The organism is Streptomyces sp. P9(2023) (assembly GCF_032436795.1).
Lineage (GTDB): Bacteria > Actinomycetota > Actinomycetes > Streptomycetales > Streptomycetaceae > Streptomyces.
This window is the reverse complement of sequence record NZ_JAUPWM010000024.1, coordinates 54,801-77,235: the sequence shown is the minus strand read 5'-3', so window position 1 is coordinate 77,235 and position 22,435 is coordinate 54,801. Positions and strand designations below refer to the sequence as shown.

Sequence of the window (22,435 nt, the reverse complement as noted above, 5' to 3'; positions counted from 1 at the left end):
CGGCGCCGACCGGCCGCCTGGCGTCGGGTGGGGTCCTGCGTGGCCGGGGCCCCGGCGTCGGCGGTCGTCTGACGTCGACCGTCGCGCCCGGCCGCGCCGACCGGGCCCGGCGCCGAACGTCCACCTGGCGTCGCCTGGGTCCTGCGCGGCCGGAGGCCCATTCGCCGTCCGGCGTCGGCCGGAAGCCGCGCGTCCGGCCGACGGGGCACCGCCTCAGCGGGTGAGGAACGCCAGGCGGGCCCGCTTCTCCGGGATGAAGACCTCGGGGAGGTCGACCTCCGGCAGGAGTACCTCGGGGCCCAGTTCGAAACCCGCCCGCACCAGCCGGGCGATCGCCTTCTCGTTGGAGGCGTCCGGTTCGGCGACGACGCGGGTACGGCCGGTCAGTGCGAACTCGATCAGCGTGACGAACAGCCGGGCGGTGAAGCCCGGTTCGGGCGTCGCGGCCGGGGCGATCAGGATGTGCACCCCGATGTCGCCGGGCTCCACCTCGTAGCACTCGCTGACGCGGTCGGCCGAGGGCTCGTACGTCTGGAACAGCGCCACCGGCTCGCCGTCCCGCCGCACCAGGAAGCCGTGGTGCGTGGTGAGCGAGTCCAGGTGCGCGTAGATGTCCCGTACCTGTTCGAGCGTCGTACCGCCCATGCCCCAGAACCGCGCGCGGTCCTCGTTGACCCAGCCGTGGATGAGGGCGGCGTCGAAGTCGGGGTCGACGGGGTCGATCCGGACGGTACCGAAGCCCTCGACGGTCTGGACGTGGACCGGCCGTACGGGCTCAGTGGCGGTCGTCATGGGGGTACTCCTTGGTGAGATGGTGCCAGTCGGTGGTGACGGGGGCGAGTCCGCCCCGCAGCCACAGGGGGAGCTGGTCGCGGTGGTGGGGGTCGCCGGCCACCCCGGACGCGCCGAACGGCACGACCCAGAGGCTGCGGTCGCGGTCGGCGAGGTCCCAGACGTAGCGGGCGGCGGAGGCGCGGGCGCTGCGGTCGGTGAACCCGGGCACGCTGGACGTGGACAGCACGCAGTCGTGGTCCCCGGCGAGGCCGGGCCACAGCGCGTCGTCGTCCTCGTCGGGGAGCGCCTGCCACGGCGCGAGCCGGTGCGTGACGCCCCAGGCGGGCGGCTCGTCGCCGGCGGCGACCTCCTCCAGGGAAGCGCGGACGATCGCGGCGATGTCGGCCGCCGGTACGGGGCCGGTGACGAGCAGTGTCTCCAACGCGAAGGCCACGCGCGGCCCGAGGGCCAGCCAGGGCTGGAAGAGCGCGGGGTACGCGGCGGGCTCCCGGAGCGCCGCGAACGCCGGGTGCCCGGCGACCCGCCGGACGACGGCGCCGCGCACGGCGGCGTACAGCCCGGCGTCGACGCTGTCCGCCGCCATCCGCCGGTCCCAGTCGAGCAGCCGGGCCCGGACGGCGAGGGCGGCGGGGGAGAGGGCGGGGAGTCCGGTGTCCCCCGTGCCGTCGGCGCCGGGCTCGCGCGAGGGCCCGGCTTCGGCGGCCCCGCCGGGGGCGGCGTCGGGGTCGGGGTCTGGGCGGGCGGCGCCGGACTCGTGGGAGGGCTGGGCTTCGCCGTTCTCGCACGGGGCCGGGCCGGCGTCGCGGTGGCCGTCCGGGCGGCCGGTGCCGGGCTCGTGCGAGGGCTGGGCGTCGGTGGCCGCGCCGGGGGCCGCGCCGGGGGCCGTGCCGGCCCCGAGGTCGGCGTCCGTGGCCGCCGCGCGGACCGCCTCCAGCAGGCGGGCCGCCGAAGGGTTGTCCGTGTCGGTGTGGACGTCCGTCATCGCCTCCGGCGTCCAGGCCGTCGAGGCGGCGAGCAGGGCGTCGATCCGGGCCGCCCGGTGCGGCGGGGCGAACTCGATGCCCAGCGGCGCCGCGAGACCGCGCGCGTTGGCCATGACGGCGTGGCCCTCGACCGCCGCGCGGGGCGTCGGCTTCGCGGCGCCGTCCTGCCAGGCGTGGGCGGCCTCCCAGGCGGGCACCACCCGTACGGAGTTGGCGTGGTCACGGACCGGGACGTACCCCGCGACCCGGTGCAGCAGGCCGCCGTCCACGTCGGCCGCGTGGACGACGTTGACCGGCTCGGCCCAACGGTCGACGGCCCGGTCCACGTCCGCGACGGTCCGCGCGGCGAGCAGCTCGGGCAGCACCCCGAACCCCAACTCCCCGGTCACCCGCGGCGGATACCGCAGACTGATCGCCTCCCAGGAGCCGAGGCCCTCGGCATCGTCCACGAAGCCCGCACCCGAGGCACCGGCACCCGAACCGCCGCGTGCGGCCTCCGGCACGCCGCCGCCCGCGTCCGGCACCGCACCCGCGGCATCGCCCGCCGCCGCGCCACCAGGCACCTCGCCCGGCGCCGCACCCGCGGCATCGCCCGCCGCCGCGCCACCAGGCACCTCGCCCGGCACGCCGCCGCCCGCGTCCGGCGAAGCACCCCCCGCCCCCTCCAAGCCGATGATCACCGGCCCCCGTTCCGTCTCGATCACCTCGATCTCGACCGAAGCCGCGCCCGCCACCTCCACCACTTCCCGGTGGACGGACGCGGCGCGCCAGCCGTCCGGCCCCAGCGCCTCCACGCCGCCCTCGGCCGTCCGGCGCAGCCGTTCCCGGTACAGGTCCTGGTAGTCCGCCATCGCGTTCGTGATCGCCCAGGCCACCCCGCCCGTGTGGCCGAAGTGGGCGAGGCCCGGGATGCCCGGGACCGCCAGGCCCAGGACGTCGTACTCCGGGCACGCGAGGCGGATCTGCTGGTACACCCCGGGCGCTTCGATGAAGCGGTGCGGGTCGCCCGCGATGATCGCCGAGCCGCTCGCCGTACGGGCTCCGGAGACGAGCCAGCCGTTGGAGCCGGACGTCATCGGGAGGTCCGTCGCGAACAGCTCCGTCCACTCCTCGCCGAGCCGCCGCGCGACCTCCTCCCGCCACAGCTTGGCCGGGAAGCCCGCGAACAGGATGTGTGTCGTCAGCCAGACCGCCAGCGGCGTCCACGGCTCCCAGCGCCCCGGCGCGAGCCCCACCCGCGCGAACTGGTCCGCGCGCGCGGCCCCTTCCGGCAGACCCGCGTTGACCCCGTCCACGTACGCCCGCACCCACCGCGCCGTCCGCGCGTCCAGCCGGTCGAAGCAGCGCCGAGCCGTGTCGGCCAGCCGGGCCTGCCGTACGAACGTGTCCCAGCCGAGTTCCCCCTCGCCGAGGAACGCCGCCGTCGTGCCCTGCGCCCGGTGCCGCTCGACCTCCAGCTGCCAGCCCCGGTCCACCGCCGTCACCCGCCCCTGCGCGAAGGCGAGTTCGTCCGGATCGGCGCCCCGAAGATGCGGAATGCCCCAATCGTCCCGGTAGACCTCGATACCCACTCCGACCCCGATCTCCATCACGCTGCTTAGGTTAGGCTGTCCTAAATTAATCTACAGCTACACAAGGGGAGGTGATCGCGGTGGGGCATGGCTGGGAAGGTGTGGTCCTCAAGCTGTTCCGGGGGCGGGACTTCACGTTCACCGTGACCGGGGCCGAGCAGGTCGCCGAGCACTACCGCCGGGTGCACCTCACCGACGGCGGGCTCCTCGCCGCCGCCGGCGTCCACCCGACGATGTGGGTACGGCTCTGGTTCGACAACGCCGGCAAGCCGCACCAGCGCGCCTACACCCTCGTCGATCCCGACCAGGACGCGGGCACCTTCAGCCTGGAGTTCGCCCTCCATGACGGCGCCGCCAGCGACTGGGCCCGCAGCTGCGCCCTCGGCGACACCATCGAGGCCACCCTCCAGGGCACCGGCTTCACCGCCCCCGACCCCCGGCCCCGCCGGATGTTCGTGATCGGCGACCCGGCCTCGCTGCCCGCCATCAACTCCCTCCTCGACTCCGCGCCCGAGATCCCGGCCACACTCTGGTTCGAGACCTCCCACGACGCGGACGAGCAGCTGCCGCTGCGCCTCGACGCCGAACGGCACGAGCTGCGCCGGGTCCCGCGCCAGGGCGGCGGCGCGGCCCTCGTCGAGCGGGTCCGCGGCGAACTCCCCGAACTGCTCGAGAAGGACGACGGCGGCGACCCGTACGTCTGGATCGCCTGCGACACCGCGACCACCCGCACCCTCGCCGCGTACGTGCGCAAGGAGCTCGCGCTCCCCAAGGAGCGGGTCCACTCCCTGGGCTACTGGCGCGCCACCTGAGCAGCCTGCCCACCCGGCCCGCCGTCGATGCACCGCCGATGCACCGCGTTGACCGTCCGTTACCCGAGGTCGGCGCGGGTCGTTGAAGCACTTCCGGCGCGCGCCCGTGTGATTCGCAACGCGCGGGGCGTGCGGGAACGCGTGTGCCGAAAGAATCGAATATGGGCGCGGAAACCCCCCTTTGGAGTGAACTCGCTGCAGGTGTCTGCCAGTTCACCCTCCGTGCGTAAAGATTCCGGTGTCTCAAGTCGCCGACGCCGCGTCGACCCCGTGTCCCCGTGGTGAGCGGCCGGCGACGCCATGTCTCTTGTGGGGGTTCCACCATCTTGAACAGCAACACGTTCCGCCTGCCCGTACGCCGCACCGCCGCCGCCGCGACCGTCGCCGCGCTGGCCGTCGGGCCGGTGGTCCTCCTGGCCCCCGCGGCGCACGCCACCGGCGGCGAGGGGCGCGCGACCGCCGTCGTCCTGCGGACCGGTCTCGACGTCTCGCTCCTCGACAAGTCGGTCAACGTGCCGCTGCGCGCCTCCCTCAACGAGGTCAAGGCACCGGAGAGCGAGAACAAGACCGCGCTGACCGTGAAGGTGGAGGGCGCCGAGAACGGCAAGCCGATCGACGTGCTGCGCGCCGACGTCGCCACCTCGAAGGCCACGGTGGAGAAGAACAAGGCCGAGGGGTACGTCAACCTGGTCAAGGCCCAGGTCCACGTCCCCGGCGTGCCGCTGCTCTCCCTGATCGAGGTCCAGAAGGTCACCTCCAAGGCGGTCTGCGAGACCGGCAAGCAGCCCGTCGCCGAGTCCAACGTCCTCGGGCACATCACCGTCCTCGGCCAGAAGACCACCCTGTCGACGGGCGGCCGGACCAAGGTCAGCGTGCCGGGCGTCGGCGACGTGACCCTCGACCTCTCCCGTACCTCCACCACCTCGCGTACGGCCGCCGCCACCGCCCTCGAACTGAAGGTGGAGGTCAACCCGCTGAAGCTCGGTGTGGCCGAGGTCAACGGCGTGGTCACGCTCGCCGAGGCCACCTGCGAGACGCCCAAGGGCACGAAGCCCACCGAGAAGCCCACCGAGCAGCCGACCGACAAGCCCACGGAGCAGCCGAGCGAGCAGCCCTCGCAGGAGCCCTCCGCCAAGCCCACCGACGCCGGCGGCGTGAAGACCCAGAACGAGGGCGCCGACCCGACCGACCAGAACCTCGCCGCGACGGGCGGCAGTTCGATGACCCCGTACCTGGCCGGCGGAGCCATCGTCCTGCTCGGTGGCGGCGCGGGGGCGCTCGTCCTCGCCCGCAGCCGCGCCCGCGGCTGACCGGACACGAGGGGGACCGGACACGAGGGGGGCCGGGGCCCGAGGGGGGCCGGGGCCCGAGGGGGTAGGGGCCCGAGGGGGTAGGGGAGCATGCGGGGAGGGCGGTGCCGCCGACGGCGCCGCCCTCCCCGTACGCGTACGCGTATGCGTATGCGTATGCGCGATCAGCCCTCGATCAGCAACGCCTGGTCCAGGGCCTGCAGGAAGCGGTTCGTCGTGACCCGGTCCCGGACCGCGAACCGCAGCCAGTTCCGGTCCAGGCCCGGGAACGTGTCACCCCGCCGCGCCGCGAAGCCCAGCGCCCGCAGCCGCTCCCGTACCGCGTCCGCGCGATCGATCCGGACGAGGACGAACGGACCCTCGGCCGCCGCCACCGCGCGCACCTCGTCGAACTCCGCGAGCCCCGCCAGCAGATGGGCCCGCTCCACCCCGATCCGGTGCGCCGCGAGCTCCGCCTCCACGAGCGCCGCCCGCGACATGCACGCCTCCGCCGCCACCAGCGCGGGAGTGGACACCGGCCACAGCGGCTGGGCCCGCTCCAGCAGCGCGATCGTCTCCGGATGCGCGAGGACGTAGCCGATCCGCAGCCCCGCGAGGCCCCAGGTCTTCGTGAGGCTCCGCAGCACCACCAGACCGGGCACGTCCGTCCGCCCGGCCAGCGACTCCCGCTCGCCCGGCACCGCGTCCATGAACGCCTCGTCCACCACCAGCGTCCGCCCCGGCCGGGCCAGCGCCGTGATCGCCGCCGCCGGATGCAGCACGGACGTCGGGTTCGTCGGGTTCCCGATCACCACCACGTCCGCGTCCTCGGGCACGGCCGCCGGATCGAGCCGGAAGCCGTCCTCCTCGCGGAGCAGCACCCGGCCCACCTCGTGCCCGGCGTCCCGCAGGGCCGCCTCGGGCTCGGTGAACTGCGGATGCACCACGACCGGCCGCCGCGCCGGCAGCGCCCGCGCGAGCAGCACGAACGCCTCCGCCGCGCCGGCCGTGAGCAGCACCCGACCGGGCGGCACGTCGTGGCGCTCGGCGACCGCCGCCCGCGCGACCCGGCCGTCCGGGTACTGGGCCAGGCCGGTCAGGGAGTCGGCGATCCGCGCCCGCAGCCACTCGGGTGGCGTGTGCGTCCGGACGTTGACCGCGAGATCGATCAGTTTCTCGTCCCGTACCTCCGCGTCACCGTGGTGCCGCAGATCGTGGACGTCTCTGTGCGCGTGGGTATCCATGGCCGCCGTCGGGTGGTGAGTGGGGGGTGTACGGGGCTCCGTCTGACCAGCGATGTACCCCTGTCCCTGGGGCAACAACCGTGCGGCGGAGGCATCTTCGTTCGGACGAACCCGGCGAGACCGGGCAATCGCACACGTCACGCGCGCCGATTTCCGCTTCGGCACGAGCAGCACGGCACCGGCTCCGGCTCCGGCTCCGGTACCGGTACCGGCTCCGGCTCCGGCTCCCGCCGCGAGCAGCGCCGCCGCCTCCGCCACCGAGCCCGTCCCCGTCGCCGCCAGCGGGGCGGGCGAGGGATGCGGTACGGGAACGGCGGCCAGCTCCTCCGGCCCGTACGCGCGCAACGGCACGCCGAACCGCTGGGCCGCGCCCACGATTCCCGGCTCGGCCGCCCGCGCCTCCAGCGTCGCGAACGCCACCACGTCCGAGGGCGCCAGACCGGCCTCCCGCAGCGCCGCCACGACCAGCGCGAGAACCTCGTCCACGGACACCCCGGCCCGAGCGCCGACCCCGACCGTCGCCCCGCCCGCCATCGTCCCGTCCACCGTCGCCCCGCTCACCGCGTCCCCCAGACCAGGCAGACCGGTGCCGGGGAGGAGGAGTCCAGCCGCTCGGACCGCAGCTGCACCCCCTCGGCCGCGAACCCACAGGACTCCAGCGCCTCCCGGACCGGTGACATCAGCTTCCGGCCGGGCACGGTCACCACGACGGCGCGCCGAGCCCGCCGCGCGGCCGTCAGCACGATCGACTCCAGCTCAGGGCAGCCGCCCGAGCCACCCCCGATGAACACCCCGTCCGGATCGGCGAGATGGGACAACACCGTCGGCGTCTCCCCGTGCACCGTCCGCACCTCCACGCCGTGCGCGACCGTGTGCGCCCACACCCGCGCGGCACCGGCCGCGGTCCGCTCCACGGCGACCGCCGCCGCGCCCAGTCGGGCGCACTCGATCGCCACCGCGCCGCAGCCCGTACCGATGTCCCACACCAGGTCCCCGGCCCGCGGCCCGAGCCGCGCGAGCACCAACGCCCGTGCCTCGTAAGGCAGTACGGGCGCCTCACCGGCATCCGGTACCTCGAACTCCCCGTCCGGCAGCGCCCACCGCCCCGGCCCGGTGAGCGGCCCCGTGACCGCCGGAGCGGGCCCGTCCGGCCGCGACTCGTCCAGACACAGGACGAGGCTCACGCCCTCCCAGCCCCGGCACATCGCCTCCGCGGGCTCCACCCGCTCGAACCGCTCACGGAAGGGATCGCCGAGCGCCGAGAACACCACCAGCGTCCGCGACGCCACCCCGCGCACCAACTCCGCGCCCAGCTCCGCCGGTCCGACGCCCGGCGCGGGCAGCACCGCCACCTTGGGATGCGCCCGGCAGACGTTCACCGCGCGGTCGAGCACCGAGCCGTCCACCACGACGGCGTCGTCCCACGCCAGACCCAGCCGGGCGAACCCGAGTCCGATGTGGGCGGAACGCGCGTGATCGGACAGCAAGGGCTCATGGCCGTTCTCGTCGCGCTCGGCGCGTTCCTCATGACGCTCTTCGGCGGCTGGACGGCGCAGCGCGTCACCGACCGGCGCCACTTGGTCCTCGGCCTGGCCGGCGGACTGATGCTCGGCGTGGTCGGACTCGACCTCCTGCCGGAGGCCATGGAGGCCATGAAGGCCGCGGGCGACGAGGTCTTCGGGGTGCCGCAGGCGCTGCTCCTCTTCGTGGGCGGATTCCTCCTCGCCCATGTCGTGGAACGGCTGCTGGCCGTCCGTCAGGCCGCGCACGGGGTCGGCGCAGACTGGGGGGCAGCGCGAGAGCGCTTCGATGAGGGGTGGTGGCCGGGAGACGGGAGGGCGGGTGCCGCAGGTCGGCCTCACCGCGGCGGCGGCGATGGTCGCCCACAGCCTCATGGACGGCAGCGCGCTCGGCGCCGCCTTCCAGGTCGGCGGGGCCATGGGCGCGACCGTCGCGCCGGCCGTCATCACCCATGACTTCGCCGACGGATTCAACACGTACACGATCACCAGCCTGTACGGGAACACCCGGCGCAAGGCGATCCTGATGCTCGTCGCGGACGCGCTCGCCCCGATCGTCGGAGCCGCGTCCACCCTGCTGTTCACCCTTCCGGTGGAACTGCTCGGCAGCTATCTCGGCTTCTTCGGCGGGGCCCTGCTCTACCTCGCCGCCGCCGAGATCCTGCCCGAGGCCCACCACACCCACCCCGCCCGCTCCACCCTGCTGTGCACGGTGACGGGCGTGGCCTTCATCTGGGTCGTGGTGGGCCTGTCCGGCGGCTGATCTCACGCGGCCGGCCCGTTCGCGCAGTGCTCCACGAACCGCACGGCCGCCTCCGGGGCACCCGCCCAGTGGGTGTGCACATAACTCGCGTGCACCCCCTCCTGTACGAACCCCTCCAGGCGCCGCTCCGGCTGCCGCAGCCCCCAGGCCGCCTCGGTACCCGCGCCCGGCTCGATCACGGTCCGGTGGAACTCGTGCCCCCGCATCCGCGCCCCGGCGGCGGCGAGGGAGCTGTCGCTCACCGCGACGGCGTCCCGGTACCCGAGCGTGAGCCGCTCCGACATCCGCGCGTCCGCGTCGAGCACGCCGCACATGGGCCGCCCGTCGAGCGAACGCGCGAGGTACAGCAGCCCCGCACACTCGGCGGCGATCGGCGCCCCGGAGCCCGCCAACTCGGCAACGGCCCTACGCAACGGCTCATTGGCGGACAACTCGTCCCCGTACACCTCGGGAAACCCGCCCCCTATGACGAGCCCGGAGGTACCGGCGGGAAGCTCCTCATCCCGCAACGGATCGAAGGTGACAACCTCGGCCCCGGCTGCGGTCAACAACTCGGCATGCTCGGCATACGAGAACGTAAAGGCAGCGCCTCCAGCTACCGCCACGCGAGGTTGTGGGCAATCGTTCCGCAGGGCGGAACGGGTGGGCACAACCGACCCACCGGCGTGCAGACGAACGGCGCCCACGGGGTCCCACGCCTCTCCAGGCAACGGCGGCGCCGAATGCGCAAGGGCCAGCAGCGCATCCAGGTCGCACCCGGAAAGCACCTGCTCCCCCTGCGCCGCCACAGCGGCAACGGCGGCGGCCTGCCGCTCGGCAACCGGCACAAGCCCAAGATGCCGGGACGGCGTCGCGACAGAAGGCGCCCGTCGCAGTACCCCCAGTACCGGCACCCCCGACCCACCCAGCGCGTCCCGCAACAAATGCTCATGCCGATCCGACGCGACCTTGTTCAGGATCACCCCGCCGATCCGCACCTCCGGATCCCACGACGCGAACCCGTGCACCAGCGCCGCCACCGACCGCGACTGCGACGACGCGTCCACGACCAGCACGACCGGCGCCTTGAGCACCTTCGCCACCTGCGCCGTCGACGCCAGCTCGCCCTGGTCGGCGGCCCCGTCGTACAGGCCCATGACGCCCTCGACCACCGCCAGGTCGCAGCCGCGCGCCCCGTGCTCGAAGAGCGGCGCGATCAGCCCCGTACCGCACATGTAAGCGTCGAGGTTGCGGCCCGGCCGGCCCGTGGCGAGCGCGTGGTACCCCGGGTCGATGTAGTCCGGCCCGACCTTGTGCGGCGAGACCGACAGACCACGGCCGGCGAACGCGGCCATCAGGCCGGTCGCGACCGTGGTCTTGCCCGCGCCGGAGGACGGCGCGGCGATGACGAGACGTGCTACCACTCGATGCCCCGCTGGCCCTTCTGACCCGCGTCCATCGGGTGCTTCACCTTCGACATGTCCGTGACCAGATCCGCGAAGTCCACCAGCTCCTGCGGCGCGTTGCGGCCGGTGATCACGACGTGCTGATGACCCGGCCGGTCGCGGAGCACCTCGACGACCTCCTTCGTGTCGATCCAGCCCCAGTGCAGCAGGTAGGCGAACTCGTCGAGGACGTAGAACTTGTACTTCTCCTCCGCGAGGTCCCGCTTGACCTGCTCCCAGCCCTCGCGCGCCTTGTCCTCGTGGGACTGCTCGCCCTCGGCGACCTCGCGCTGGATCCAGGACCAGCCCTCGCCCATCTTGTTCCAGGTGACCGTGCCGCCCTTGCCGGTCTCGCCGAGCGCCTTGAGGGCGTTCTCCTCGCCGACCTTCCACTTGGCGGACTTGACGAACTGGAACACCCCGATGGGCCAGCCCTGGTTCCAGGCGCGCAGCGCCATGCCGAACGCGGCGGTCGACTTTCCCTTGCCGACACCCGTGTGGACCATCACCAGCGCCCGGTTGCGGCGCTGACGGGTCGTGAGACCGTCGTCGGGAACGACGGTCGGCTGTCCCTGCGGCATTAAGCGGCCCTCCTGGCAGAGTGGTTGGCTTGTACGTCCCTGACGAGACCGGCGATCGAGTCGGCGCGCAGCTCGTCCAAGGTCACGGCCGTGCCGCCCAGTTCACGGGCGAGGTCCCCGGCGAGACCGAGCCGTACGGGACCGGTCTCGCAGTCCACGACGACGGCCGCCGTGCCCTCGGCGGCGTGCAGCCGCGCGGCGCGCGCGGCCAGCGCCACCGGGTCGGCGCCGCCGCCGGTCGCCCGGCCGTCGGTCACGACGACGAGCAGCGGCCGGCGCGAGGGGTCGCGCAGCCGCTCGACGCGCAGTACGTCATGGGCCTTGAGCAGCCCCGCCGACAGCGGCGTACGGCCGCCCGTCGGCAGTTGTTCGAGCCGGGCGGCGGCGGCGTCCACGGAGGAGGTCGGCGGCAGCGCCACCTCCGCGTCCCGGCCCCGGAAGGTGACCAGGCCGACCTTGTCGCGCCGCTGATACGCGTCGAGCAGCAGCGACAGCACCGCGCCCTTCACCGCGCTCATCCGCTGCCGCGCGGCCATCGAACCCGAGGCGTCCACGGCGAACAGCACCAGGTTCCCCTCCCGGCCCTCGCGCGTCGCCTGCCGCAGGTCGTCCCGGCGGACCACGAGCCCGGGTCCTGTCCTGCCGCGCGCCTTCTGGTGCGGGGCGGCGGCGTGCACGGTCGCGGCCAGGTGCAGCTTGGTCAGCGCGCCCCGGGGCCGTACGGCACCGGTCGTCCTGCCGTGCTCGGTACGGGCCCGGGAGCGACGCCCGGACGCGCCCTCGCCGAGCCCGGGCACGCTGAGCATCTTCGTACGGAACGGCTCGGCGGCCTTGACGGCGGCCCGCTCACCGGCGCCACCGGGGCCCTGCGGAGCGGGCGCGGGCGCGTCGTCGGGAGCCGAGTCCTGCGAAGCCGTGTCCTGCGGAGCCGTACCTTCCGGCCCCTCACCCTGCGGCGGCACACCGCCCCCGCCACCGGGACCACCGGGGCCCTCCGGCCCGGGGTCGGGATCCTCGTCGTCCTCGCCCTTGAACTGCTCCAGCGTCTCGTCGAGCTTGTCCTCGTCGAGGCCGGGCGCGTCGAAGGGGTTGCGCCGCCTGCGGTGGGGAAGCGCGAGCAGCGCCGCCTGCCGTACGTCGTCGGAGGTCACCTCGGTCCGCCCGGCCCACGCGGCGAGCGCGGTCGCCGTCCGGGCCATCACGATGTCCGCGCGCATGCCGTCCACCTCGAACGCGGCGCAGGTCGCGGCGATCTGGAGCAGCGCGGCATCCCCGAGCACGATGCTCGGCAGCAGCTCGCGCGCCGCGACGATCCGCTCCCGCAGGGCGGTCTCGTCACCCGCCCAGCGCGCGGCGAACGCGGCCGGATCGTCGTCGTACGCCAGCCGCCGCCGGACGACCTCCACCCGCTGCTCGGGCTCGCGGGAGGCCGCGACCTCGACGGTCAGGCCGAACCGGTCCAGCAACTGCGGCCGCAGTTCGCCCTCTTCGGGGTTCATCGTGCCGACGAGCAGGAAGCGCGCCGCGTGCCGTACGGAGACGCCTTCGCGCTCGACGTACGAGGAGCCCATGGCGGCGGCGTCGAGGAGCAGGTCGATCAGGTGGTCGTGGAGGAGGTTGACCTCGTCCACGTACAGGATCCCGCGGTGCGCGTCGGCGAGCAGCCCGGGCTCGAAGGCTTTCACGCCCTCGGCGAGGGCCCGTTCGATGTCGAGCGCGCCGACGAGCCGGTCCTCGGAGGCGCCGACGGGCAGCTCGACCATACGGGCGGGGCGCGAGGCGGCCGGTGCGGTCTCGTGCGGCCCGTCCGGGCACGCCGGATCGGGCGCGGCCGGGTCGCAGCTGAACCGGCAGCCCGCGACGACGGGCACCTCGGGCAACAGGTCGGCGAGCGCGCGCACGGCGGTCGACTTGGCGGTCCCCTTCTCACCGCGCACGAGAACCCCACCCACCGCCGGGCTGACGGCGTTCAACAACAACGCCAGCCGCAGATCGTCCATGCCGACGACGGCGGTGAACGGATAGCGGTTGCTCATCGGATGGTCACTCCTTCTGATCGCTGACGCTCGTGTACGTTCGACGGCCCGCAGCCGCCGACGGCGGGTGCCGCCCCACATGGGCCACCCGCACCTCTGCTCTCCATGCCGTACGGGCGTGCGGAGCGAGATGGGGGTCCCCCCAGGCGAAGCTCTGGGGGAGGGTGGGAATCCCAGCTCGGCCGAAGGCCGGGCGCACCCCCACCGGGCGCACCCCCACCGGGCCGCACCCGGCACCGCTCCCGCACCGGCCCCCTCACGGCGCCCCCGGCGGCACGAACGGCACCCCAGCCGGGGGACCGTCCTCGATCAGCCGCAGCAACCCATCCGTGTCCGCATGCTCCTCGATCAAGTCACCGAGGCGGTCCAACTGCTCCTCCCGCAGCGCCCCGAACGACGTGTCCGGAGCCGGCACGAACCGCCGCCCCGCCGCCGCCGCGACCTCCCGCAGGAACGCCCGCCGGAACCCGTCGCTCTCCAGCGAGCCGTGCCAGTGCGTGCCCCAGACCGCGCCGACCCGGCACCCGTCCAGGAAGGGTTCCCCGCCCAGCACGTCCGCGACGCCATGATGGATCTCGTACCCCTCGACCCGCTCCCCGAGCGCCTCACCCACCGGCCGCGCGAGCGTCTTCTCGGCCGCGAACCGCACCCGTACGGGCAGCAGCCCGAGCCCGTCCACCGACCCCGCCTTCGACTCGACGTCGTCCTCGATCAGCTCCCCGAGCACCTGAAAGCCGCCACAGATGCCAAGCACCGGCCGCCCCTCGGCGGCCCGCCGCGCCAGCGCGTCCGCGAGCCCGCGCTCACGCAGCCACGCCAGCGCCTTCACGGTCCCCCGCGTCCCCGGCACGACCACCAGATCCGCGTCGACCAGCTCCTCCGCCCGGTCCACGAACCGCACGACGACACCAGGTTCGGCGGCGAGCGCGTCGACATCGGTGAAGTTCGACATCAACGGCACCGCGCACACGGCGACCCGCAGCACGTCCGCGCCGACCGGCGGCGCGACGACCGACTCGCGGACGGCGCCCCGCAGGGAGACCCTCCCCCAAGGTCTCGACTTCGCTCGACCAGGGGGCACCCCCATCCCGTCCTCCTCGTCGATGCCGAGCCCGTGCGCGTACGGCAGCACACCGAAGGTCCGGCGCCCGGTGAGCCCGTACAGCATGTCGAGCCCGGGCTCCAACAGCGAGACGTCGCCACGGAACTTGTTCACGAGATAGCCCGCGATCAGCTCCTGATCCTCGGGCGCGAGCAGCGCCGTCGTACCGAAGAACTGGGCGAACACCCCGCCCCTGTCGATGTCTCCGACCACGAGGACCGGGAGGCGCGCGGCCCGCGCGACGCCCATGTTCACGATGTCCGTACGCCGCAGGTTGATCTCGGCCGGACTGCCCGCCCCCTCGCAGATCACGGCGTCATACGTGCCCCGCAGCTCCTCCAGGCACGCCATCACGGGATCGAACAGCTCCTTCTGCCTGCCCCCGTGGTAACCACGGGCGCTCAACTCGCCCACCGGCTTGCCCATCAGGACGACCTGACTGGAGCGGTCGCTGCCCGGCTTCAGGAGTACGGGGTTCATGAGCGCGGTCGGCTCGACCCGGGCCGCCTGCGCCTGCATGGCCTGCGCCCGGCCGATCTCCGCGCCCTCCCGGGTCACGAAGGAGTTCAGGGACATGTTCTGCCCCTTGAACGGGGCGACCTTCACACCCTGCCGGACCAGCCAACGGCAGATGCCCGCCGTGACGACACTCTTGCCGGCGTCGGACGTGGTCCCGGCGACCAGCAACCCCCCACCACGCTTCATGCCTTCCTCCGCTTCAGCGCGCCCGCAACGATCCGTCCGCCCACGCAGGCGGCCAGCGTCAGCGCCGTCACCCGGCGCGACAGCCGGACCGCCCGTTCGATGTCCGCGACCTCCACGGCCCGCCCCTCCCCGTTCAGTACCGGCCGGTGCTCGACCCGACCGCCGTACGAGAGCGTCCCGCCGAGCCGTACCCCGAGCGCCCCCGCGAACGCCGCCTCCACCGGGCCCGCGTTGGGGCTCGGGTGCTTCGCCGCGTCCGTACGCCAGGCCCGGACCGCGCCCTTGGTGTCGCCGCCGACGGCGGCAAGCGCGGCCGTCAGCCGGGCGCCCGGCCAGCCGGCCACGTCGTCGAGCCGGGCCGAGGCCCAGCCGAACCGCCGGTACTTCGCGGACTTGTGGCCGACCATCGCGTCCAGGGTGTTCACCGCCCGGAACCCGACCAGACCGGGAACGCCCGCGACCGCGCCCCAGAACAGGGCCCCCACCACCGCGTCGGAGGTGTTCTCGGCGACGGACTCCACGACCGCGCGGGCCATCGCCGGACCGTCCAGGGCCTGCGGGTCGCGCCCCACCAGATGCGGCAGCCGCTCGCGGGCCACCTCCAGGTCGCCGGCGGCCAGGGCCCCGCCGATCGCACGGGCCTCCCGGCCCAGGGTCGTACCGCCGACGACGGCCCAGACGGCGGCGGCGGTCAGCGCGGCGGAGGCCCGGGGGTGGTCGCGTACGGTACGGGCGGCCAGCGCGGCGGCGCCCGCGGCGCCCGTCACGCAGACGGCGGTGTGCAGCGCGCCCCACCCGCGGTGGTCGCGCCAGACAAGTTTCTCGACCGCCCCCGCGGCGCGTCCGAACGCGGCGACCGGATGGCCGCGGCGGGGGTCGCCGACGATCAGATCCGCGGCCAGACCGGCGGCGGCGCCGTACGCGAATACACCTGTGGCTGCACTGCGGCTGCGGCCGGGCATGGCGGTGTGTCCTCACTCAGGGTCCGCGCCCTGGCTCGACGTGACCGGCGGCGAGAGTTCCTGACTCCCGGGGGTTCGACTCCCCGGTCACAGTGGCGGGACCGCGCCGGATTCGCACCGGGCTTCCTCTGCTTGCCGCCGTAATGGCCCCGGAAGTCCACCACGTGTGCGAACACCCGTCAACTCACCCTTGACCTGCGGCGGGACAGTGTGCGGAGCACCACACGCCGCCCGCACGGCACCCCGGAACGACGACCGGGCGGGCCGCACCCGAAGGTGCGACCCGCCCGGCCGTGCGAAGCGGGGTCGTCGTGGACCGCGATCGGTCAGACGACGATCAGATAGATGCCGTACGCGACGGCCGCCGCGCAGAACGCGAAGCAGGCGTACGCGCCGGTGCGCGCAAGCGCGGCCGAGCCGCCCTGGGTGGCGGCCTGCTCCTGCTTGGAGAGGCCGATGATGCCGAGGGTGAAGAGGCCCACGAGGGCGACGGTCGCCACGAGGCTGACTCCGAAGACGGAGCCGAGAGCTGCCCAGTCGATCTTCATGTCGTCCGTTCCTTACACCGCGGCCGAGGCGGCGGGGGCTGCCGGGTCCGCGGGGGCCGGCGAGGGGATGGTGGTCTTGAGGTGGTCGTCCGCGACGGCGGCCACGGAACCGGCCGGGGCCGGCGGGGTGACGGCCGCGATGGCGGTGGTCACGACGCCCGCGGGCTCGTCGTCGATCTCGTCGGCCGTGACGTTGTGCTGGTCGACCGGCTTGCGGCGGGACAGCGCCCAGATGACGCCCGAACCGGCGACGAGGAGGACCGCGACGAGGGCGACGCCCCAGCTGCCCTGCTTGGTGAGGAACTCGGCGCCGGCGCCGACCAGACCCGCGGCGGGCAGGGTCAGACCCCAGGCGACGAACATCCGGGTGGCGGTCGACCAGCGGACGACGCCGCCCTTGCGGCCGAGGCCCGCGCCCATTACGGCGCCGGAGCAGGACTGGGTGGTGGAGAGCGAGAAGCCCAGGTTGGACGAGGCCAGGATGACCGTCGCGGCGCTGGTCTGGGCGGCGAAGCCCTGCTGCGGCTGGAGGTCGGTGAGGCCCTTGCCCATGGTGCGGATGATGCGCCAGCCGCCGAGGTAGGTGCCGAGCGCGATGGCGACACCGGCGGAGACGACGACCCACATCGGGGGGTTGGAGCCGGGGGCGAGGACGCCGCCGGTGACCAGGGCGAGGGTGATGACACCCATCGTCTTCTGGGCGTCGTTGGTGCCGTGCGCGAGGGAGACGAGACCGGCGGAGGCGATCTGGCCGGCCCGGTAGCCCTTGGCCGTGGACTTCGTGTCCGTCTTCGCGCCGATCCTGTACGTCAACTTGGTGGCCGCCATCGCGGCGAGGCCGGCGACGAGCGGCGCGGCGATCGCGGGGATCAGGACCTTGCTGACCACGGTCGAGCCGTTGACGGCCGACCAGCCGGCCGACATCACGGCCGCGCCGATGAGTCCGCCGAAGAGGGCGTGGGAGGAGCTGGACGGCAGACCCAGGAGCCAGGTCAGCAGATTCCAGAGGATGGCGCCGACGAGCGCCGCGAAGATCACTTCGGTACGAATGCCCTGTTCGTTGATGATCCCGCCGGAGATCGTCTTGGCGACCTCCACGGACAGGAACGCACCGACCAGGTTGAGAACGGCGGACATCGCCACCGCGGTCTTGGGCTTGAGGGCACCGGTCGAGATGGTCGTCGCCATCGCGTTGGCGGTGTCGTGGAAACCGTTCGTGAAATCGAACACGAGAGCTGTCACGACCACAATCGCGAGCAGCAGCGTGAGGTGTTCCATTTACCCAGGCAATCGTTTGACGTCAGTGGCTGGACGAACGTAGGCAACCTGAGTGAACGGAAGATGAACTGGGTCGGGCGTTGTGGTGTTCCAAATCGGGGTCCGGGCATTCCGCTTGACCCCTCGAACGCCCCGCGTGAACGCTCTGTCCACGATGTGGGCGCCCTGCGACCCCGGGTAATCCGTGCCGCCACAGGGCCCCGGCGAACCCGTCCGCTTCGTCCCGGCTCGCCCCGTGTCAGCCCGTGGACGCCCCAGGCGTCCCGTCAGCCCACCGGGGGACCCCTGAAGGAGACGCACGTCACTCCGATCGGGGACGGCCACGGGCGGGTTCGTCCGGTGGCAGCCCCGGCCCCGGCTGCCGACACTGGGGACGTGCGCCCGGCTACAGCGACGGCAGCGGCCGTCACCACTCTGCTCGGTGCCGGCGCGGCCGCGTTCGCGGCCGGCCGGTACGCCGGCGACGTCGCCCTCAGGGCGACGTCCGGCCGGCCCCTGCCCGGCGACCCCCGGCTCACCGTGCACGCCACGGGTCCCGGCCAGGTCACCCTCACCCGCAGCCTCGCCTCCCTGCGCCCCGGTACGTACGGGATCGAGGGCCCCGACGTCCACGCGGTCGTCGGCCCCGTCCTGGACCGGGTCCCGCACACCGCCGACACCGTCGTCCGCCGCCTGGAACGCGTCGAGCACGGCTCCCTGGAGCCCGGCGTCCGGGTCCGGCTCACGCCCGAGCTGCACAGCGGGGACCCGCACAGTGCCCTCGGCGTCACCCACGAGGACGTCGAGATCCCCGGCGAGCTCGGCTCGCTGCCCGCCTGGCTCGTCCCCGGCCCGCGCTCCACCTGGGTCATCGCCCTGCACGGCATCGGCACCACCCGCCGGCACCCCCTGAACCTCGTCCCCTTCCTCTCCCGCCGGTCGATCCCCGTCCTCTGCCTCTCCTACCGCGGGGACGAGGGCGCGCCCGCGTCCCCGGACGGCCTCGGCCACCTCGGCGACTCGGAGTGGCGGGACGTCGACGCCGCCATCCGCTACGCCGTCCGCCGGGGCGCCGAACACGTCGTGCTGCACGGTTGGTCCACCGGCGCCTCGATGGCCCTGTACGCCGCCGCCGAATCCGGCGTACGGGACGTGATCCGCGGCCTCGTGCTGGATTCCCCGGTCCTCGACCGGGAGGTCACCCTGCGCAACCTCGCCGCCGCCCACCGCGTCCCCGGCCCCCTGCTGCCGCTCGCCGTCCGCGCCGCGACGGGCCGGGGCTGGCCGCACGGCGACCGGCTCCCGGAGGCCGCCGACCCGGCCGCCCTGCGCGTACCGACGCTCGTGATGCACGGCCCCGACGACACGATCGCCCCCTGGGAGCCCTCCCTCGAACTGGCCGCCCGCCGCCCGGAACTGGTCAGCCTGCACACCGTCCGCGGCGCACCGCACGCCGCGATGTGGAACGCCGACCCGGTCCGCTACGAAGAGGCCCTGCGCCGCTTCCTCACCCCTCTTCTGTAGGTGTCCCGCGGGCTGCCGACAGGTCTCCGCCGGGCCTCCCGGAGGCCACCCGCGGGATTCCGCAAACCCTCCGGCGGGCCGCGCGCCGGGCCCCGGCCGAGGGCCGCGCGACGGCGTATTCGATTCCGATTGGGCTTTCGGGCCGTCAACGGGAAGACTGCCCCCGTGACGTCTCGAAAGCCCGATGAGCATTTGGCGCGCAACTCCAGACTCCGACTTGTCCGTCCGCGGGCACTCGCCACCGCCCGGCGGGCCGTGACGAACCGGCGCACGCGCCCGGCCCCGCGCCCGCCGGAGGGCACTCCGCCCCGCGCGGAACTGGCCCGCCAGGCACGGACCGTCCTCGCCGACGCCGTACGGATCGCCCGCTGGGCCGCCCTCGACGGCGGGCCCGAGGCCGCCGCCGACGCCCGCCCCCAGGCCGTCCCCGCCCCCCGCGACACGACCGCCGGCGAGGCGACCGGCCAGGCAGCCACCGCCGCCGCTGCCACCGCCCCCGGCACCCGCGCCGGTACCGACCCCGCGACCCGCGCCCTGCCGCACCAGGAACGGGCCGCCGCCGCACTGGACCTGACGCCCGGCCAGATCCGGGCCGGCTGGGACCGGGCCCGGCTCGCCGGACTCGTGGAGCTCCACGGCGACACCGCCCGCCCCGGCTGGCGGCTGCACGCCTGGGACCGCGACGACTCCGCCGTGCTGCGCGGCTGGGTCGCCCTCTTCGACGCCTGGTCCCTGGTCCACCCCGCCCCCGAGGACGTGGCCCCCGGCGCCGTCGCCGAGGTCGTCGAGGCCGTCCCCCAGGTGCTCTCCCTCCTCCAGCTCTCGGCCGGTCCGGTGACCGTCCCCGCCCTGCTCGACCTGCTCGGCCAGCGCGTCGACGAACTGCGCGAGGAGCGCTGCGAGGTCCCCGTCGACGCACCCGCCGAGGGCGCCGTCGCCGGCTCCCCCGGGGACACCCCGCCCGCCACCGGCCCCCACGGGCTCGCCGCGCTGCTCGACTGGGCCCTGGAGGGCCTCGCCGCCGTCGGCGCGCTGACCCTCGGCGAGGGCCCCGAGGGCCGTCAGGCCACGCTGACCCCGCTCGGCAACTGGGCGGTCTGGGTCAAGCTGGAGCAGATCTGCGTCGCCGCCCAGAGCCCGGCCGGCAACATCGAGCAGTCCGCCGAGGACATGCTCCGCGGCTGCGCCGGCCTCACCCCCGGGCCCGCCCGCGACGAGTACCGCGCCTGGCTCGCCGCGCGCACCCTCTCCAGCGCCGTCGCCGAGCTCCTCGCCGTCGCCCGCGGGGAGGACGCCCTGCTGCGCGGCCTCGCCTTCGAGGCGCTGCGGGTCGTCGGAGCCCCCGCAGAGGCGGAGGTCCGGGCCGCGGCCGAGGAGGTCTCCCTCCGGCCGTACGCCCTGCTCTGGCTCGCCGAGTACGAAGGCGCCGACCCCGACGACGCCCCGGACGTGCTCACCCGCGAGGAGGCCACCTGGCTCTGGGTGGACACCGCCGCGGCCGTCGCCGACCACGGTGAGAGCACGCTCCTCGTACGTCACCTGGAATCGGCCGTCCAGGGCACGGTCCCGGCGCTCCTCGACGAGATCCGCGCCGTCGGTCACCCCCGTACGGTCCAGGTCCTGGTCGCGCTCGCCGCGGCCCACCCCGACCCCGCCCTCGCCAAGGCGGTCCGCCGGGCGGCCTTCCAGGTGCACACCGGGGGAGCCTGACGGCAGCGCCCGGGCCCCCGCGCCCGGGCCTCAGCCGGTGGCCCCCGGCAGATAGGTGCCGAAGCTCCAGACGTTCCCCTCGCCGTCGCGCGCGATGTAGTCCCGCGAGCCGTACTCCTGGTCCGTCGGCGGCATCAGGACCTCGACGCCGTGGGCCACCGCCCGCGCGTGGTGTTCGTCCACGTCGTCCACGTGGACGTACACCCCGCTGGGCCCGGACCCCTCGACCAGCTTGTCGAACTCGCTGCCCGTGCCCTTGCTGCCGAGCATCACCATGCCGTTGCCGAACGACAGCTCGGCGTGTACGACCTTGCCGTCCTCGCCCTCGAACACCGCGGTGCGGGTGAAGCCGAACGCCTCCGTGAGCTGTCTGATCGCGGCGTGCGCGTCGTGGTAGGTCAGGGTCGGACAGATATGGGGTGCCTCAGCCATTCCGATCACTCCTTCTCGCGGCGGGAATGTGACCTGGATCTCAGTCTGGCATCCGGCACTGACAACGGCGGGCGTCAGCGGAAGGTGTTGCACCGCGCCATGTCGCCGGTCTTGAACCCGGTGTAGAACCACTGCTGGCGCTGCGCCGCCGAGCCGTGCGTCCAGTTCTCCGGGGTCACCCGGCCCTGGAACCTCTCCTGGATCCGGTCGTCGCCCACCGCCGCCGCCGCGTCCAGACCGTCCCGGATGTCGGCGTCCGTCAGCCGCGTCAGCAGGGGCCGGCCGGTCTGCTCGTCCGGCGTCGTCGTGGCGTGGTGCGCCCAGACGCCCGCGTAGCAGTCCGCCTGCAGTTCGACCCGTACGGCGTTGGAGTCCGCGCCCGCCCGGCCGTCCTGGGAACGGGCCAGGGTGCCCATCGTGTTCTGCACGTGGTGGCCGTACTCGTGCGCCACCACGTACGCCTGGGCGAAGGGCCCGCCGCTCGACCCGAACGTGGTCCGCAGCTCGTCGAAGAAGCCCAGGTCCAGATAGACCTGCCGGTCGCCGGGGCAGTAGAAGGGCCCGACCGCGGAGGTGGCCGAGCCGCAGGCGGTCGCGACCCGGTTGGAGAACATGACCGTGCGCGCGTCCCCGTACCGGCCGCCGCGCCGCTCGTACTCCGCCCGCCAGAAGTCCTGCACGCTGTTGACGACCGCGACGATCCGGCAGTCCTCGCGGGTGTTCGCGTCCGCCCCGGTCCGGCAGGTCTGCTCGACCTGGGCCAGCGAGGACGAGGTCGCGACCGGCTCGGGGTCGCCCGCGGAGAGCCCCAGCTGCTCGGGACCCACCCCGAACAGCAAGCCGAGGATCAGTGCGATGAAGCCGACGATGCCGCCGCCGACGGTGGCCTTCCCGCCGGGGATCCGACTGCCGCGGACGTCCTTGACCTCCGAGGTGTCCAGGTTGGCGTCGTCGTCGAACTGCATGGGCCACCACCCTCTGCCGTCTTGCCGCGGCAGTGGCCGCCGCCCTGCGCCCGAGTATCGGCGAATCCGATAGGGATCGCTCTTTTTGTCGGATGTGGGCGGTATCGGGGGAAAGGGCTGGCAGGGAGCAGGCCCCGGACTGTGGCCGAAAAGCAGTTGCATGCGCCCGTTAGACTGGCCGTATGGCCATTCTCCGCGCGCATGACTAGCGG

The 22,435-nt window shown here is 74.1% G+C and carries 17 protein-coding genes, 1 pseudogene and 1 riboswitch; of the genes and pseudogenes, 5 read left to right on the top strand and 13 right to left on the bottom strand.

The features are described from left to right. Window positions 1-213: 213 nt before the first annotated feature. Together Q5762_RS25820 and Q5762_RS25815 are read right to left on the bottom strand one after the other, a co-directional pair. Window positions 214-792 carry a GNAT family N-acetyltransferase gene (locus tag Q5762_RS25820; protein WP_315894626.1) on the bottom strand — a complete coding sequence of 193 codons (579 nt, stop codon included), beginning with the start codon at window positions 790-792 and terminating at the stop codon, window positions 214-216. After that, window positions 776-3,367, bottom strand: a complete 2,592-nt coding sequence (locus Q5762_RS25815) for a penicillin acylase family protein (protein WP_315894641.1) — start codon at window positions 3,365-3,367, stop codon at window positions 776-778. Before Q5762_RS25815 ends, Q5762_RS25820 begins: the two co-directional genes overlap by 17 nt. A gap of 62 nt (window positions 3,368-3,429) precedes the next feature. Between Q5762_RS25815 and Q5762_RS25810 the strand changes: the two genes are divergently transcribed. Next, window positions 3,430-4,161, top strand: coding sequence for a siderophore-interacting protein (locus tag Q5762_RS25810; protein WP_315894640.1), 732 nt, complete (start codon window positions 3,430-3,432; stop codon window positions 4,159-4,161). A gap of 326 nt (window positions 4,162-4,487) precedes the next feature. Beyond that, window positions 4,488-5,471, top strand: a complete 984-nt coding sequence (locus Q5762_RS25805) for an SCO1860 family LAETG-anchored protein (protein WP_315894625.1) — start codon at window positions 4,488-4,490, stop codon at window positions 5,469-5,471. A gap of 164 nt (window positions 5,472-5,635) precedes the next feature. Here Q5762_RS25805 and cobC read toward each other — a convergent pair whose 3' ends face one another. Next, window positions 5,636-7,228, bottom strand: a complete 1,593-nt coding sequence (gene cobC, locus Q5762_RS25800; RefSeq protein ID WP_315894639.1) for an Rv2231c family pyridoxal phosphate-dependent protein CobC — start codon at window positions 7,226-7,228, stop codon at window positions 5,636-5,638. Between the two features lie 23 nt (window positions 7,229-7,251). Then, entirely contained in the window at window positions 7,252-8,181 is a 930-nt protein-coding gene (locus Q5762_RS25795; RefSeq protein ID WP_315894624.1) for a bifunctional cobalt-precorrin-7 (C(5))-methyltransferase/cobalt-precorrin-6B (C(15))-methyltransferase, read from the bottom strand. A 6-nt stretch (window positions 8,182-8,187) separates the two neighbouring features. Between Q5762_RS25795 and Q5762_RS25790 the strand changes: the two are divergent. Then, a pseudogene (locus Q5762_RS25790) lies at window positions 8,188-8,977 on the top strand (ZIP family metal transporter). 2 nt (window positions 8,978-8,979) lie between these two features. Here Q5762_RS25790 and Q5762_RS25785 read toward each other — a convergent pair. The 7 genes from Q5762_RS25785 to Q5762_RS25755 form a co-directional block, all read right to left on the bottom strand. Then, window positions 8,980-10,380 (bottom strand): cobyrinate a,c-diamide synthase, encoded by a 1,401-nt coding sequence (locus tag Q5762_RS25785; RefSeq protein ID WP_315894623.1) that lies wholly within the window; start codon window positions 10,378-10,380, stop codon window positions 8,980-8,982. Beyond that, window positions 10,374-10,982: a cob(I)yrinic acid a,c-diamide adenosyltransferase gene (gene cobO / locus Q5762_RS25780; RefSeq protein ID WP_158986079.1), complete on the bottom strand. Its 609-nt coding sequence runs from the start codon at window positions 10,980-10,982 to the stop codon at window positions 10,374-10,376. Before cobO ends, Q5762_RS25785 begins: the two co-directional genes overlap by 7 nt. Then, window positions 10,982-13,018, bottom strand: a complete 2,037-nt coding sequence (locus tag Q5762_RS25775; RefSeq protein WP_315894622.1) for a putative cobaltochelatase — start codon at window positions 13,016-13,018, stop codon at window positions 10,982-10,984. Before Q5762_RS25775 ends, cobO begins: the two co-directional genes overlap by 1 nt. A 256-nt stretch (window positions 13,019-13,274) precedes the next feature. Then, complete coding sequence (locus tag Q5762_RS25770) at window positions 13,275-14,825, bottom strand: cobyric acid synthase (RefSeq protein ID WP_315894621.1); 1,551 nt, start codon at window positions 14,823-14,825, stop codon at window positions 13,275-13,277. Next, on the bottom strand, window positions 14,822-15,787 hold the full coding sequence (locus Q5762_RS25765; RefSeq protein ID WP_315894620.1) for a cobalamin biosynthesis protein: 966 nt from the start codon (window positions 15,785-15,787) through the stop codon (window positions 14,822-14,824). The genes Q5762_RS25770 and Q5762_RS25765 overlap by 4 nt, the downstream gene beginning before the upstream one ends. A 31-nt stretch (window positions 15,788-15,818) precedes the next feature. Continuing rightward, window positions 15,819-15,964: riboswitch (cobalamin riboswitch) on the bottom strand. Window positions 15,965-16,113: 149 nt separating this feature from the next. Continuing rightward, the gene (locus Q5762_RS25760) at window positions 16,114-16,335 is read right to left on the bottom strand and encodes a hypothetical protein (protein ID WP_315894619.1); all 222 of its coding nucleotides are present in this window, start codon (window positions 16,333-16,335) and stop codon (window positions 16,114-16,116) included. Between the two features lie 12 nt (window positions 16,336-16,347). Beyond that, a complete protein-coding gene (locus tag Q5762_RS25755; protein ID WP_315894618.1) occupies window positions 16,348-17,613 on the bottom strand; it encodes an anion permease in 1,266 nt (421 codons plus the stop codon). Window positions 17,614-17,988: 375 nt separating this feature from the next. Between Q5762_RS25755 and Q5762_RS25750 the strand changes: the two genes are divergently transcribed. Further along, the gene (locus tag Q5762_RS25750) at window positions 17,989-19,116 is read left to right on the top strand and encodes an alpha/beta fold hydrolase (RefSeq protein WP_315894617.1); all 1,128 of its coding nucleotides are present in this window, start codon (window positions 17,989-17,991) and stop codon (window positions 19,114-19,116) included. A 165-nt stretch (window positions 19,117-19,281) separates the two neighbouring features. Then, on the top strand, window positions 19,282-20,826 hold the full coding sequence (locus tag Q5762_RS25745) for a hypothetical protein (protein WP_399495265.1): 1,545 nt from the start codon (window positions 19,282-19,284) through the stop codon (window positions 20,824-20,826). 30 nt (window positions 20,827-20,856) lie between these two features. On the opposite strand, the gene Q5762_RS25740 is transcribed toward Q5762_RS25745, so the two are convergent. Together Q5762_RS25740 and Q5762_RS25735 are read right to left on the bottom strand one after the other, a co-directional pair. Then, entirely contained in the window at window positions 20,857-21,258 is a 402-nt protein-coding gene (locus Q5762_RS25740; RefSeq protein WP_315894615.1) for a VOC family protein, read from the bottom strand. A 74-nt stretch (window positions 21,259-21,332) separates the two neighbouring features. After that, window positions 21,333-22,223, bottom strand: coding sequence for a neutral zinc metallopeptidase (locus Q5762_RS25735; RefSeq protein WP_315894614.1), 891 nt, complete (start codon window positions 22,221-22,223; stop codon window positions 21,333-21,335). Between the last annotated feature and the right edge of the window lie 212 nt (window positions 22,224-22,435).